Below are 15,233 nucleotides of genomic sequence, written 5' to 3'. Positions count from 1 at the left end.
TATGGAATCGCAAAGAAGTTTTCTATTGATAGGTTTAGCTTTGGTTACCTTTTTATTATGGAACCAATGGCAAATAGACCACGCACCTCAACCTGTGGCACCTATCACAGCAGAGAGCACAACCACAGCAGTTGCACAAAAGCCTGCACAAATTTCTGCTGATGTACCAGTTGCAGAACAAAGTGTGCTTGAGTCAGTCGCTACAGGTAGCAGCTTTATTACAGTAACAACTGATACTGTTAAAGTGAAAATTGACTTGTTAGGTGGTGATATTGTTCAGCTAGACTTACTTAAGTTTGCTAAAGAAAAAGATGGTTCTGAAGCTTTCTCTTTGTTAGTTGAACAAGGCGCTGATTTATACCATGCACAATCTGGCTTAACTGGTGCACATGGCCCTGATGCTAGCCCTAAAGGTCGCCCTTTATATGTTGCAGCACAAACTGACTATCAAATGTCGGGTGATACTTTAGAAGTGCCAATCAGTTTTAAAAGCAGCCAAGGTTTAACAGTTAAAAAAGTATTTGTATTCCGCAAAGGTGAACACGATATTCAAATTCGTTTTGACGTAACTAATACATCTGATGCTGTGAAAAACGTGCAATTGTTTGCGCAGTTAAAACAAAATGCTGCACAAGCACAAAGCTCAATGATGATGCCAACTTACCATGGCGCGGCATATTCAACTCAGAACGAAACTTACGAAAAAATCGACTTTGACGACATTGTTGATTCTAAATTGCAAGTTGCTTCAACTGGTGGTTGGATTTCAATGATTGAACATTATTTCGTAACAGCATTTATTCCAAGCGCTGACGAAAATATTGAGATTTCAACCAAAGCATTAAGCGGTGGCAAAGTATTAATTCGTTACAAAGGTGAAGCGGTACAAGTAGCGCCAGGTCAACAAGCAAGCTTAGTGACAACTTTATACGCAGGTCCTAAAGATCAAGATAAATTAGCCGAGCTAGCGGATAACTTAGACCTAACAGTTGACTATGGTATGTTGTGGTTTTTATCACAACCATTATTCCACTTATTACAATTTTTACACGGCTTAGTTGCTAACTGGGGTGTTGCTATTATTCTTATCACTATTATTGTGAAAGGTTTAATGTACGGCTTAACCAAAAAACAATACACCTCAATGGCAAAATTACGCCAGTTACAACCTAAGTTAACTGAGCTTAAAAACCGTTATGGCGAAGACAGACAAAAGTTCTCACAAGCTATGATGGAGTTATACCGCAAAGAAAAAGTTAACCCTATGGGTGGCTGTTTGCCAATTCTTTTACAGATGCCTATTTTCTTAGCTTTATACTGGGTATTTGTTGAAAGTGTTGAATTGCGCCATGCTGAATTTGCATTATGGATCCACGACTTATCACAACAAGATCCATTCTACGTATTACCTATCTTGATGGGTGCGAGTATGTTTGTAATGCAAAAATTACAACCTACACCTATGCAAGATCCAGTACAGCAAAAAATCTTCCAGTATATGCCTGTTGCCTTTACCTTCTTCTTTTTATGGTTCCCGGCGGGTCTAGTTTTATACTGGTTAGTCAGCAACATTATTTCAATTGTACAAATGTTGATGATTAATAAAGCGATGGAGAAAAAGGGTTTAAAATAACCACTTCGCTTTAAATAAATAGCTTTAAAAACGGGCGTTAATGCCCGTTTTTGTTATCTGTAAATCAGTAATTTCTAGGACAACAAACACTCAATGGCAAAAAAGCAGTAGAGTAATCCTAAATGCTGATTAAGTTATATTGCACAAAACGTCAAAACAACTAAAGCAGATAGCGTTATAATTAGGAGCAAAACTTCAAACGTCTGGGATGACGTTTGCGAGCGTACATGGAAGTATACACAGCGATTTTGCGATAATTAAAATGCTAGCTGCTTGCTATGCTCACAGACGCACTCTGAACAACGAAGGTTTAATATGCTAAATCAAGATACAATTGCTGCAATTGCTACCGCGCCTGGTCGTGGTGGTGTAGGTATAATTAGAATATCCGGCAGTTTAGCCACAACAGTTGCCGAGCAATTAGTCAAAAAACAACTTAAACCTCGCCAAGCTGAGTATTTAAAATTTTACGATCTCAACGGCCAAGTAATAGACCAAGGCATAGCTCTATTTTTTAAAGGGCCAAATTCATTTACCGGTGAAGACGTACTCGAACTACAAGGCCACGGCGGCCCAGTAATCCTCGATTTACTACTCCAACAAGTAGTCGCGATAAAAGGTGTGCGTTTAGCCAACCCAGGTGAATTCTCAGAGCGCGCATTTTTAAACGACAAACTAGATTTAGCTCAAGCCGAAGCGATAGCGGATTTAATTGAATCATCTTCAGAGCAAGCTGCGCGCTGTGCATTACAAACCTTACAAGGTGAGTTTTCCAAACACATCCATGCCTTGTCAGAAGAAATAATCCACTTGCGCATTTATGTAGAAGCCGCAATAGATTTTCCAGAAGAAGAAGTAGACTTTTTATCCGATGGCAAAATAGAAAGTGATTTACTCAAGATTATCGACTCAACCAGCAATGTACTTGCGCAAGCACGCCAAGGCGCGCTGCTTAAAGATGGTATGCGCGTGGTGATAGCAGGTAAACCTAATGCAGGTAAATCAAGCTTATTAAACGCGTTAGCCGGTAAAGAAACCGCGATTGTTACCAACATAGCTGGTACAACCCGTGACGTGTTACGTGAACATATCCACATTGACGGCATGCCGCTGCATATTATCGACACAGCAGGTTTGCGTGAAAGCCCAGATGAAGTAGAACAAATAGGTATAGAGCGCGCGTGGCAAGAAATAGAACAAGCAGATCGCATTTTATTAATGGTCGACAGCACTGAAAGCAAACACGCTGTTGAACAAGACTGGCCAGAGTTTTTTACGCGCTTGGGCGACAAAGCCGTAGGGGTAACTGTTATCCGCAACAAAGCCGACCAAAGTGGTGAAACACTTGGTTTTGCAGATGCGACCCCCTACCCGATTATTCGCTTATCGGCAAAAACCGGCGAAGGTATGCAGCACTTAACCGAACATTTGAAAAAAATAATGGGTTATCAAGCTTCAACCGAAGGGCAATTTTTAGCCCGCCGCCGCCATATAGATGCAATAAACCGAGCAATGGAACATTTAGAAAACGGTAAATACCAACTGCAAGAAATGCACGCAGGTGAATTACTTGCTGAAGAACTGCGTTTAGCTCAACAGTTTTTAAATGAAATAACCGGCGAATTTAGCAGCGATGATTTATTAGGGCGGATCTTTAGTAGTTTTTGTATTGGGAAGTAGAATTCCACTCGCAACTTTTGGCTGTTCTGAAGCTCTATGTTATTCAAGCTCACAAATAACATTATGGACAGCCAATGAAATACCTATCAATTTTACTACTGCTAGCAACCACAGCCTGTACCAGTATTCCACTTAAAACCTTATACAAACTTAGAAATGCAAGCCCTTTGCAAGCGCCTGCTGAGCATATTCGAGTAGCTATTCGTAGCGATAAAAACCTACAAATAAAACAAGGTAATGTGCAGCTAGAGCTGGGTTACCAAACAGCGGATAACCAGTTAGATATTCACGATATCTATTTTGTTGAGGTGCAAGAATATTCACAAAAGCACAATCAACTACCGACAGCTTTGCTGAATAACCTAGAAGATAATCAACAAGTGATTATTTTAAAACTAACAGCGGCAGACGCAGCACAATTTAAACAACGCCAGCAACTCATTAGCCAATACGAACAAACAGGTCAAAGAGGTCGAGGTTGGTTGATAGCCAGTGTTAATGGTGGTTGTTATAAAAACGCGAAACAACCCACAAGTCTACCGACAGACATTTTTATTCAGTTTGAGCCACAAGACGGTTATTTATTATTTGTTGAAGACTTAGATATTTTATCGCATGAGCAAATGGCCAATACCCATATAGGTAAGTGCAACTGATATGCACAGGTTAGATAACCCGCTGTCTGATAACAAGTTTAATGTTAACGCTAAGGCAACAGTGTTATACATACAAGCTATATTGTTTAGCTGCCTATACTTATTAAACTGGTGGTATCAACAGCTTTTTAGCAGCGAACAATCAATATGCATAAAACCGCCAGTTTATTTTTATCTCATGGTGCGCCAAATCGAATACTAAAGGCGCATCCCGCCAATGATTTTTTGCAAAATTTAGCCACAACAGATTTGTTTACCCAAGCAAAAGCGATTGTGATTATGTCGCCACATTGGATAACTAAACAACTCAGCATTAGCGCAACGGGCACTTTATCCAGCATAAATGACTTTGGCGGTTTTGAACCTGAGTTATACCAACAACAGTACCAAACAGAACAACCGCAGTGGCTAACTGATGCTGTGAGTGATGTTTTATCCAAGAATAAAATTGATTTTTCGGTTGTTAAACAAGGATTAGATCATGGTGCTTGGACTGTATTAAAACTAATAAATCCGAACGGTCGGCTGCCTGTATTAGCTATGAGTTTACCTGTATTAACTGGCTTTAATTCAGGTAAAGATATGTCTGCGTATATACAGTTGGGTGAAAAACTTTCAGCTTTAACTGAGCAAGGTATTATTTTTATTGGCTCAGGTAGTGCAACCCACAATTTATCTAGGCTGAGTTTAAATGGCAAAACAGCAAGTTGGGCAGTCGAATTTAGCCAATGGCTGCAACAGCAAGTTGCTGAAACTAACTTAACAGCATTAGCAAATGCCTATAGGTTAAACTCACATATGCTGATGGCGCATCCGCGGCCTGATCATTATTTACCTTTATTGGTAGCGGCTGGCATTCAAACTTCAAATAAAAATATGCAATCCAAGTTACTGCATGACAGTTATGAATATGCCAACTTAAACAACAGCAGTTTTATGTTTAGTTAATAATGTAAGACTAATCTAAATTCTGAATAATCAATAAAATTAGAGTGTTACTCTAATAGGCAACGGAAATATGTAGGAATAAAGCAAAAAAATCTCAAAACGATATATATCGTTTTGAGATTTTTATAATTTTAATCAGGATGAATTGTTAAACTCGATGCCTTTGGCAGCGTAGCACTAGTCACCTTGCTTAATAGAAAACCTTCGACCAGCAGGGCTACGTTTGCCATTGTTATTATTGTCAGCTCGCGAAGGTGTTTGTGGTTTATCCGTCAACGAATTAGCATAAGGGTCTACATTATTTGATTTATCATCAGTCTGTTTTACCCGTCTGCGACCAACAAAACTGTCTGCATTGTTGTTTGCGCGAGTTGAGTTATTCGCTCGTTTCTGACCTGACGGCTTAGCGGATGATTTATCCGAAGTTTTATTTTTTTGTTCAGCTTTGCCACGTCGAGCATTATCAGTTTTAGGTTTTGCTTTGCGACGATTTTCACCCGAGTTCGTTCTGCTCTGCCCTTGCTCAGCTTCATTTTGCGCTTTGGCTTTTTTCGGCTTCTTAGGTTTTTTTGCTTTTAATGGTTTTGGATCTTCCGGTGTTTCTGGCAATGAATTTTGCGCCGGTAATTTTGGATGTTCAAAACGCTTAATCTTTTTGCCAATTAGTCTTTCAATTGCAATAAGTTGATCAATTTCATCCGCACAGACTAATGACACAGCATGGCCAGTAGCACCAGCTCGACCTGTGCGGCCAATTCTATGCACATAATCTTCAGCAACATGCGGCAAATCGAAATTCACAACTTGTGGTAATTGATGAATATCTAAACCACGTGCAGCAATATCGGTCGCAACTAAAATACGTATTTCACCTGCTTTAAAACCAGCCAATGCTTTAGTTCGTTGCCCTTGGCTTTTATCCCCATGAATAGCCGCTGCATTAATCATTTCTTGGGTTAATTTACGCGCAACCCGATTTGCCCCATGTTTAGTGCGAGTAAACACAATTGCCTGAGTCCACTTTTGTTGTTCAATTAATTTAATTAACAAGGCATTTTTATTGTTTTTATCCACCGAATAGAGTGACTGCTCAACCAAATGCGTGGTGCTATTTTCTGTGTTTACCGAAACTTCAGTCGCAGGACCAATCACTTGTTTAGCAAGCTGGCGAATATCGGCCGAAAAAGTCGCTGAGAATAATAAGTTTTGTCTTTGTGATGGCAAAAGTTTTACGATTTTTTCGATATCTCGCACAAAGCCCATATCTAACATGCGGTCTGCTTCGTCTAATACCAATACTTCTAATTCATCAAACCTAACTGCATTTTGTTGATACAAATCGAGCAAACGACCTGGCGTTGCAATCAAAATATCTGCACCACCACGTAAGTTTTGCATTTGAGGATTAATTTTCACCCCACCAAATACCACAACAGATTTTATTTTGGTGAACTGAGCATAAGTAGCTACGTTATCTGCGACTTGCGCTGCAAGCTCGCGGGTTGGTGTTAATATTAAACACCTAACTTGATTACCTGTTTGTTTGTTACTTTTATTACTGGTCAATAGTTTGTGCAAAATAGGTAAGGTAAAACCTGCGGTTTTGCCAGTACCAGTTTGCGCCGCCGCCATAACATTTTTACCCGCCATAATCACAGGTATAGCTTTTTGCTGGATGGGCGATGCGGTTGTATAACCTTTAGCGTCTATTGCGCGTAATATTGGATCGGCTAATTTAAGCTCGGCAAAACTGATTTGATCTGTCATTTAAACTCTTCAGTGGTATAAAAAAGATAGGTGCCAACTACAAGTATCGGCAGGCAGTAGAGGTTAATTATCGCAAAACCGCAATTATCAATCTCCGAAATAAAATTCAGAGCTGACTATTCTTCCATGAATGGCAGGCCCTGTCATCATCCATGATTCCACCTCATCAGACTGCGAAGCGGAGCTTCGGTTCTGATTCGCCCATAAAAAAGAAATTTTGCTCTAAATTAACCTCTACCACCTTTAATGTCTGCAAACTATTACTTTCAACTATCGTGAAAAACGCAGATAATCGAAGTTGAATTAGCGACAAGTGTAAGGCATTTATCAACAACTACTAACTAAAGTTTGTGAATTTACCTACTTATAAAATTTACACCTGACGTAATTTTTACAATACGTCAACGACCTATTCGTAGGCTGAAGCAATCACAAGCTAGTCTCCCACCGTGCACATATCTATTATCTGACAAGCAATAAAAATGCTAGATAAGTGTCTATTTGAAGGCTGATTTTCTAAAACTTCATAAGGCATGGATGCCTTATGCGAGCGACCATGGACGGTGAAAAGCGTTTTTAGAAAATTATGCTTCAAATGGGGATAAATGCACTATATCCCAGCGTGTTATTAGCCCAGCTGCAACACTGAAAAATAAGGTGATTGGGTGTATTTCGAGCAAAACTTCCTAAAATTTAGGCCAATAGATACCGCAGCAACATCAAAACTAGGAAAGGTGGTTGGGATTGTTTTTCGCAAAACTTCCACTCGGCAGGGATGCCGTGTGAGAGCGGGCCAGGATGGCCTTGAAGCGATTTTGCGAAAAATATCGCAATCAACTTGACCTTAATTAGCACATTAATCTAGCGATATAGATGCCATCAAAGATAGTGAACAATCGAAAACTAAGCCGACACAAACGACTTGGTTTGCCAGCGCCCACTGCGCCAACGCCAAAACATCAACAAACCACGAGTCCATTCATCAATAGCCAAAGCAATCCAAACACCAACCAAACCATAATCCAGCACAATCCCCAACCAATATGAAAGGGGTACAGCTATACCCCACATAGACAAAACACCCACATACAATGGAAATCTTGCATCACCGGTTGCGCGTAACGCGTTAATCACAATTAAATTAAAGGTTCGCCCAGGCTCCATAAACAAAGTAATTATAAATAACTGGCTAACTAAACTCAGCACAGCTTGGTCTTGGGTTAATACATCAATAAAACTTGGGCCGGTAACAGATACAACCCCAGCGGTAATGGCTGTGACAATAAAACCTAACTTTAACGCTTTAAATAACTGCGCCCTCGCCTGCTCAATTTGTTTAGCCCCTATCATATGGCCAATAATAATTTCGTTGGCCAAACCAATAGATAAACTAAACAACAAAATAAAAGTACAAATTTGGAAATAATAAGTTTGCGCCGCTAACGCTTTTTCACCCATTAAAGCAACAAAGGAGGTAATTAACATAAACTGCAGCATCCAAGATAAATTCTCACCCGCTGCCGGTAAACCAATGTGAAACACCTTAGCTAAAATGTGTTTTTTCGGTTTTAAGATGGGTTTGATATAAATATGAATACCAGTGTATTTAACCACTAGTCCAGCCAAAATAACCATACCAACCACACGGCCAACAGCTGTGCTAATGGCAACACCAGCTACGCCATATTCAGGAATACCAAACCAGCCATACAACAAAAATAAATTACCAACAAAGGTAATTAAATTCATGATTAAGGTTACCCACATAGCCTGTTGAGTAAAACCATGTGCGCGTATGGTTGCGGCTAAACATAAACCTATAGCTTCAGGTAACAAACACAAGCCGATAATTTGCAGATAAATTTTGCCATCAGCGTGTAAATGCTCAGGTAAATTCATTAAATGAACTATGCTATCGGCACCAAAAATAATGGTTAATGCGGCAACTAAACCAACAAATAAATTAAAACCAATTGATGAATAAACCACATGGCGCGCTGCAGTTTTATTATCCGCCCCCAAGTATTGGGTTAACACCACGCTGGCACCTATGGTAACAAAACTAAAAACAGTGATCGCAAGTTGAAAAACTTGATTACCAATTGCCAGTGCAGCAACACCTTGCGATGAGATATGGCCAATCATAAAAGTATTCATAGCCGCAGTAAAAAAATGCAAAGCCATGTCGATGAACAATGGCCAGGTGAGTGCGAACAACGAATATTTTTTAACCGAACTTATCTGCATGTATAACCAATTATTAAAGCGCTTTCATAGGGGCGCGCATTAAACATGAATATAGGTTAAAAATCCAGCAAATCTAGCTAAAGTTCGAACTTTATTTTGCCCCTTAAAGTCATTTAAACTAATTTTAAATAACTGCTAACCGAAATTTAATAACTAACAGTCAAATAGATCTTTTTTGTTATTATATTCGGCAGCTCTTTGTGCTAAGTCCTGAGGCGTTAGTTGCCAGCCCGTTATATTATCGGCGACTAAACTAGCCAACATTTGAATATGCTGCTCATCACTATTCAGTGCTTCAATATAATTGTAAGTTTCACCGCCCGCTTCAATAAAATATTCGCGATTTTCTTCGCCAATTTCTTCTATTGTTTCAAGGCAATCGGCACTAAAACCAGGGCAAACCATATCAACTGATTTTATGCCATCTTTAGCCAATTGTTTTAGCGTATGGTCAGTATAGGGTTTTAACCATTCTTCGCGACCAAAACGGCTTTGAAAACAAGTTAAATATTGCTCTTTGTTTAAACCCAATTCTTCTGCAAGTAAACGACTGGTTTTATGACATTCACAATAATATGGATCGCCTTTGGTTAAGTAGCGTTTGGGAATACCGTGATAAGTCATAAGCAATTTTTCCGCTTGGCCATTTTGTTGCCAGTGCAAACGAACTTTATCGGCAAGTGCTTTTATATATAGGGCATTGTCGTGATAATGGCTGACAAATCTGAAATCTGGTAACCAACGGCGTGTAGCAAAATCACGCGCCACCGCATCAAAAGTAGAGGCTGTTGTCGTCGCCGAATATTGAGGGTACATAGGTAAAACAACTAATTTTCGTACACCTGAACTCAACATTTTTTCAAGTTTATTGCTAATACTTGGGCTGCCGTAGCGCATAGCAAAATCCACCACTATATTGTCGCCATATTGCTGGGTTAAATTAAGCTGTAATTTTTCAGCCTGATTTTGAGTGTGAATTAATAAAGGTGAACCCTGATCTGTCCATACTGTTTGATAAGCTTTTGCAGAACGAGCTGGGCGAAAATTTAAAATAACCCCATTTAAAACAAACCACCAAAGTGCACGTGGTGCTTCTACGACTCTTGGATCAGACAAAAATTCTTTAAGGTATCTTTTGAGCGCACTTTTTTCAGGTTTGTCAGGTGTGCCTAAATTGACTAACAACACGCCCACTTTATCTTGTTGTTCGTGACTAAAACCTGAATTGGTTCGATACATTAAAGACCCCTTCTTATATAACTAAATACATAAATAAATACTTCACCAGTATATACCGCAAAAATTAAATTAGATCACTGATCTGGCGTAAACAATCAATTGAGTTAATCGAAATTACTGATTATTAGTTAACCACTGTTAATAGGTTATTTTTTATACAAAAATGCGTTAAACTAGCATTTGCTGCAAATTTGTACGAAATGCACCAAGTCAGTATTCATCGGCCTGATCAATATTTGATCAAAGGTTGATCAGAGTTTGATCACTGCAAGATCACAAGTTATCCACATTTACTGTTGAAAAAAGATCTGGATGTGGATAAACACTGAATATCAAGCGGATAAACTTTGATCAACCAAGGGATAAAAATTGGTGTAACATATGGGTGTGGATAAAAGGGCAAGTTATTTGCAGCTTGATCAAAGATTGATCAAATGATGATCACTTATTATTCAATTTGTAATTTCATGATCATTAAGGTTTTTTTGCCGTTACCCACAGAAAACGGCTTCAGTAATAACAGTAACAATAAAGATCTATATATAAATATATATATTTTTATAAATTGATTTCCAAAAATTTGCTTTGGCTATAAAATAGCCGCCCTTTTTTTGGGATCGACGTAAGACAGGTGTATATGCATTCTTTTGAACAAAATTTTGATGTCATTGTAGTTGGTGGTGGTCATGCTGGAACTGAAGCCGCAATGGCAGCTGCGCGTATGGGCGCAAATACCTTATTGTTGACCCACAATATTGAAACTTTAGGCCAGATGTCTTGTAATCCAGCAATTGGTGGAATCGGCAAAGGTCATCTAGTTAAAGAAATTGATGCACTTGGTGGCTTAATGGCAAAAGCAACCGACAAAGGTGGTATTCAATTTAGAACATTAAATTCGAGTAAAGGTCCTGCTGTTCGTGCAACTCGTGCGCAAGCAGATAGACAGTTATATCGAGCAGCTGTTAGACATGCATTAGAAAATCAGCCTAATTTAAAAATATTCCAACAAGCTTGTGATGACTTAATTGTTGAACAAGAGCAAGTTGTTGGTGTTGTCACCCAAATGGGTTTGAAGTTTTTTGCTAAATCTGTGGTTTTAACAACAGGTACTTTCTTAGGTGGACAAATTCATATTGGTTTACAAAATTACAGCGGTGGACGTGCAGGTGATCCGCCGTCAATCGCATTAGCCAATAGATTACGTGAATTACCTTTTCGAGTTGGCCGGTTAAAAACCGGGACACCACCTCGTATTGATGCAAGATCTGTCGATTTTTCTGTGATGCAAGAACAACCAGGTGATAATCCAGCACCTGTTTTTTCGTTTATGGGTAAACAAGCTGATCACCCACAACAGATCCCGTGTTATATCACACATACCAATGAACAAACTCATGAGATTATTCGCGGTGGATTAGACAGATCGCCTATGTATTCTGGGGTGATTGAAGGTATAGGTCCGAGATATTGCCCATCAATTGAAGATAAAATTGTTCGGTTTGCCGATAAAAATTCGCATCAAATTTTTATTGAGCCAGAAGGGTTAACCACTCATGAACTTTATCCAAATGGTATATCAACCAGTTTGCCATTTGATGTGCAGTTAAATTTAGTTCACTCAATTCGTGGTATGGAAAATGCGCATATTACCCGTCCAGGTTATGCAATTGAGTATGACTTTTTTGATCCGCGTGATCTAAAACAAACACTTGAAACCAAATTCATTCAAAAACTGTTTTTCGCCGGACAAATTAACGGCACCACAGGTTACGAAGAAGCGGGCGCTCAAGGCTTATTGGCCGGTACCAATGCCGCTTTAGCTGCGCTTGAAAAAGATCCATTTGTGATCAGACGTGATCAAGCATACATGGGTGTGCTAGTTGATGATCTAACAACACTTGGTACCAAAGAGCCGTATCGCATGTTTACTAGTCGTGCTGAATATCGTTTGTTATTACGTGAAGACAACGCAGATATTCGTTTAACTGAAGCTGGCCGACAAGTGGGTTTAATTGGCGACGAGCAATGGGCTTTCTACAACAACAAACTAGAAAGCATAGAGCAAGAAAAACAAAGGTTAAAAACCACTTGGGTTCACAGTAAACACGCTGGGATTGAAGCGGTTAATGGCATGACAAAAAATCCTTTACAGCGTGAACATTCGCTTGAAGAATTATTACGTCGTCCTGAAATAACTTATGAAAAATTGATGTCGGTTGAGTCGCTAGGCCCTGGTTTAGCTGACAAGGCAGCTGGTGACCAAGTTGAAATTCAAGTTAAGTATGCAGGTTATATCGAACGTCAAAAAGATGAAATCGACCGAACTATGCGTAACGAAAATACCCGTTTACCAGCTGATTTTGATTATTCACAAGTATCTGGTTTATCCAACGAAGTCATCGCCAAACTCAAAGAATATAAACCTGAAACTATAGGTCAAGCGTCGCGAATTTCAGGTATTACGCCTGCGGCGATTTCTTTGTTGTTAGTCTGCTTGAAGAAACAAGGTTTGTTGAGGAAATCAGCTTAATGTCGAATTTGCCAAGTCAACTTCAACAGATACTGGCTGATCTGAATTTAGCGGCAAGTGATCATCAGCGATCACAATTGCTCGATTTAGTTGCTCAGTTAGACAAGTGGAACAAAGCGTATAATTTAACCTCAGTGCGCGATCCAAAAGACATGATGATCCGCCATATTGCCGATTCACTTGCTTTGGTAGAGCACTTACCTAAAGGGCTAAAATACATAGACGTAGGTACAGGTCCCGGTTTGCCAGGCCTACCTTTGGCGATTATGATGCCAGATAGTCAGTTTGTTTTGCTCGATAGTTTGGGTAAACGAATTCGGTTCATTCAACAAACTGTTTTTGCATTAGGTATAACCAATGTCACAGCAGTGCAAAGTAGAGTTGAGGAATATCAAGAGGTTAACTCATTTGATGGCGTGATCAGCCGTGCTTTTGCTTCACTTGAAGATATGCTCAGTTGGTGTCAACATCTACCCAAACAAGCCGACGCTGATAATCCATCTGCAAAAAAAGGTCACTTTTTTGCGATGAAAGGCGTTTATCCGCGAGAAGAAATTGATAAACTGGCGGCGAATTTCAAAATTGAACGTGTCGTTAAACTTAACGTACCGGGATTAGCTGAAGAGCGTCATTTAGTCGACTTAGTTGTAGACACAGAATCTGAATAACACAGTGAGGCGGTCATGGGAAAAATCATAGCAATCGCAAATCAAAAGGGTGGTGTAGGCAAAACCACAACCGCGGTTAACTTAGCCGCGTCAATGGCTGCGACCAAACGCAAAGTATTGTTAATTGATTTAGATCCGCAAGGCAACGCAACCATGGGAAGTGGTGTCGACAAATACGAAGTTGCGGCAACAGCCTACGAGTTGTTGATTGAAGAAATGCCACTTGACCAAGTGGTTGAAAAAGATACAACCGGAAAATACGACCTTGTTGCGGCAAATTCAGATGTAACGGCTGCTGAAATCAAATTGATGGAATGTTTTGCGCGTGAATTGAAATTGCGCAATGCTTTGGCAAAGTTTAAAAATCACTACGATTTTATCATCATAGATTGTCCGCCATCGCTGAACATGTTGACTGTCAATGCCATGGCTGCAGCCGATTCTGTGCTTGTGCCTATGCAATGTGAATATTACGCATTGGAAGGTTTAACCGCCTTGATGGATACCATCAACAAACTTGCATCTGTGGTTAATCCAGATTTGGCCATCGAAGGTATCTTACGCACCATGTACGATCCGCGTAATCGACTAGCCAATGATGTTTCAGAGCAATTAAAAACTCATTTTGGCGATAAAGTTTATCGCACTGTCATTCCTCGAAATGTTCGACTGGCTGAAGCACCGAGTTTTGGTAGTCCAGTTATGTATTACGACAAAGCTTCTGCTGGTGCTCGCGCCTACTTAGCTTTGGCTGGTGAGATGATACGTCGAGCAGAAAAACAAAAAACCAAACAAGTAGCATAAAAATCAGGTAAAAAATTCATGTCGGTTAAAAAACGTGGTTTAGGGCGCGGACTAGACGCCTTGCTTGCAACAAGCAGTGCCAAAAGTCAGGTAGAAGCAAACAATGCAGCTGCTGAAAATTCATCAGAAACTCAAACAGCGCAAAAAGGCGAGTTGCGCAAACTGCCAGTCGAGTTTTTAAAACCAGGTAAATACCAACCACGTAAAGACATGTCACCAGAAGCGCTTGAAGAACTCGCCAGTTCTATCCGCGCTCAAGGCATCATCCAACCCATAGTTGTTCGCCAAACCGGTGAAGATCAATTCGAAATTATTGCCGGTGAACGCCGTTGGCGTGCTGCGCAATTAGCTGGCTTAGATGTAATCCCATGTTTGGTTAAAGACATTCCTGACGAAGCTGCTGTTGCCATTGCACTGATTGAAAACATCCAACGCGAAGATCTTAACGCGATGGAAGAGGCGATCGCACTTGATCGTTTGATGCAAGAATTTGAATTAACCCATCAACAAGTTGCCGATGCCGTGGGCAAATCGCGCACCGCTGTAACTAACTTATTGCGCTTAAATGGCCTTGAAGACGAAGTTAAAACTTTGCTTGAGCATGGTGACATTGAAATGGGTCATGCTCGTACCTTGCTTGCGCTTGAAGGTGAACAGCAAGTTGAAGCTGCGCGTATTGTTGCTGCCAAAGGTTTAACGGTTCGTGAGACTGAAAAGCTCGTTAATAAAATTTTGGCTGGACCTGTTGAGAAAGCCGACAAAAAAGTTGATCCGGATATCGAAGCTTTGCAAAACGAATTATCTGAGCGCATTGGTTCAAATGTGAGCATTAGTCATAACCGTGCTGGCAAAGGTAAAATGGTTATTAATTTTGCCAACTTAGATACATTAGAAGGCATTATCGAAAGGTTAAGACAACAAGCTTAACAAAGTATTAACTGAATGATCATTTTCGATCATTCTTGCGTATACAAAGCTTGGTTTGCTTAGCTGTTTTCATTGAAAACCATGGAATATTCTGTATACTCTGCGAAAAATTTTGCATCACTTTTGTGCGTTGA

Annotated in this window: 11 protein-coding genes; 8 read left to right on the top strand and 3 right to left on the bottom strand. The window is 39.9% G+C overall.

Going from position 1 to position 15,233, the window contains the following annotated elements; all coding sequences use genetic code 11:
• Position 1: 1 nt before the first annotated feature.
• The 4 genes from yidC (at position 2) to ACMZOO_RS09375 (ending at position 4,917) form a co-directional block, all read left to right on the top strand.
• Positions 2-1,633, top strand: a complete 1,632-nt coding sequence (gene yidC, locus ACMZOO_RS09390) for a membrane protein insertase YidC (RefSeq protein ID WP_440903112.1) — start codon at positions 2-4, stop codon at positions 1,631-1,633.
• Between the two features lie 315 nt (positions 1,634-1,948).
• Positions 1,949-3,313 carry a tRNA uridine-5-carboxymethylaminomethyl(34) synthesis GTPase MnmE gene (mnmE, locus tag ACMZOO_RS09385; protein ID WP_440903111.1) on the top strand — a complete coding sequence of 455 codons (1,365 nt, stop codon included), beginning with the start codon at positions 1,949-1,951 and terminating at the stop codon, positions 3,311-3,313.
• 74 nt (positions 3,314-3,387) lie between these two features.
• Positions 3,388-3,969: a hypothetical protein gene (locus ACMZOO_RS09380; RefSeq protein WP_440903110.1), complete on the top strand. Its 582-nt coding sequence runs from the start codon at positions 3,388-3,390 to the stop codon at positions 3,967-3,969.
• A 147-nt stretch (positions 3,970-4,116) separates the two neighbouring features.
• Positions 4,117-4,917, top strand: coding sequence for a DODA-type extradiol aromatic ring-opening family dioxygenase (locus ACMZOO_RS09375; protein ID WP_440903109.1), 801 nt, complete (start codon positions 4,117-4,119; stop codon positions 4,915-4,917).
• Positions 4,918-5,094: 177 nt separating this feature from the next.
• Here the strand turns inward: ACMZOO_RS09375 and ACMZOO_RS09370 are convergent, their stop codons facing one another.
• From ACMZOO_RS09370 to hemH, 3 genes are all read right to left on the bottom strand, one after another.
• Entirely contained in the window at positions 5,095-6,684 is a 1,590-nt protein-coding gene (locus ACMZOO_RS09370) for a DEAD/DEAH box helicase (protein WP_440903108.1), read from the bottom strand.
• A gap of 903 nt (positions 6,685-7,587) precedes the next feature.
• Positions 7,588-8,931: an MATE family efflux transporter gene (locus ACMZOO_RS09365; protein ID WP_440903107.1), complete on the bottom strand. Its 1,344-nt coding sequence runs from the start codon at positions 8,929-8,931 to the stop codon at positions 7,588-7,590.
• Positions 8,932-9,084: 153 nt separating this feature from the next.
• Positions 9,085-10,170 (bottom strand): ferrochelatase, encoded by a 1,086-nt coding sequence (gene hemH, locus ACMZOO_RS09360; protein ID WP_440903106.1) that lies wholly within the window; start codon positions 10,168-10,170, stop codon positions 9,085-9,087.
• Between the two features lie 637 nt (positions 10,171-10,807).
• Here hemH and mnmG point away from each other — a divergent pair.
• From mnmG to ACMZOO_RS09340, 4 genes are read left to right on the top strand one after another with little or no spacing between them, the layout of a single operon-like run.
• The gene (gene mnmG / locus ACMZOO_RS09355; protein WP_440903105.1) at positions 10,808-12,700 is read left to right on the top strand and encodes a tRNA uridine-5-carboxymethylaminomethyl(34) synthesis enzyme MnmG; all 1,893 of its coding nucleotides are present in this window, start codon (positions 10,808-10,810) and stop codon (positions 12,698-12,700) included.
• Positions 12,700-13,368: a 16S rRNA (guanine(527)-N(7))-methyltransferase RsmG gene (rsmG, locus tag ACMZOO_RS09350; protein WP_440903104.1), complete on the top strand. Its 669-nt coding sequence runs from the start codon at positions 12,700-12,702 to the stop codon at positions 13,366-13,368. The genes mnmG and rsmG overlap by 1 nt, the downstream gene beginning before the upstream one ends.
• Positions 13,369-13,383: 15 nt before the next feature.
• Positions 13,384-14,172, top strand: a complete 789-nt coding sequence (locus tag ACMZOO_RS09345; protein ID WP_440903103.1) for a ParA family protein — start codon at positions 13,384-13,386, stop codon at positions 14,170-14,172.
• Between the two features lie 18 nt (positions 14,173-14,190).
• A complete protein-coding gene (locus ACMZOO_RS09340; protein WP_440903102.1) occupies positions 14,191-15,099 on the top strand; it encodes a ParB/RepB/Spo0J family partition protein in 909 nt (302 codons plus the stop codon).
• Positions 15,100-15,233: the final 134 nt, after the last annotated feature.

The organism is Catenovulum sp. SX2 (genome assembly GCF_052056295.1).
Lineage (GTDB): Bacteria > Pseudomonadota > Gammaproteobacteria > Enterobacterales > Alteromonadaceae > Catenovulum.
This window is presented reverse-complemented; position numbering and strand designations above follow the sequence as displayed.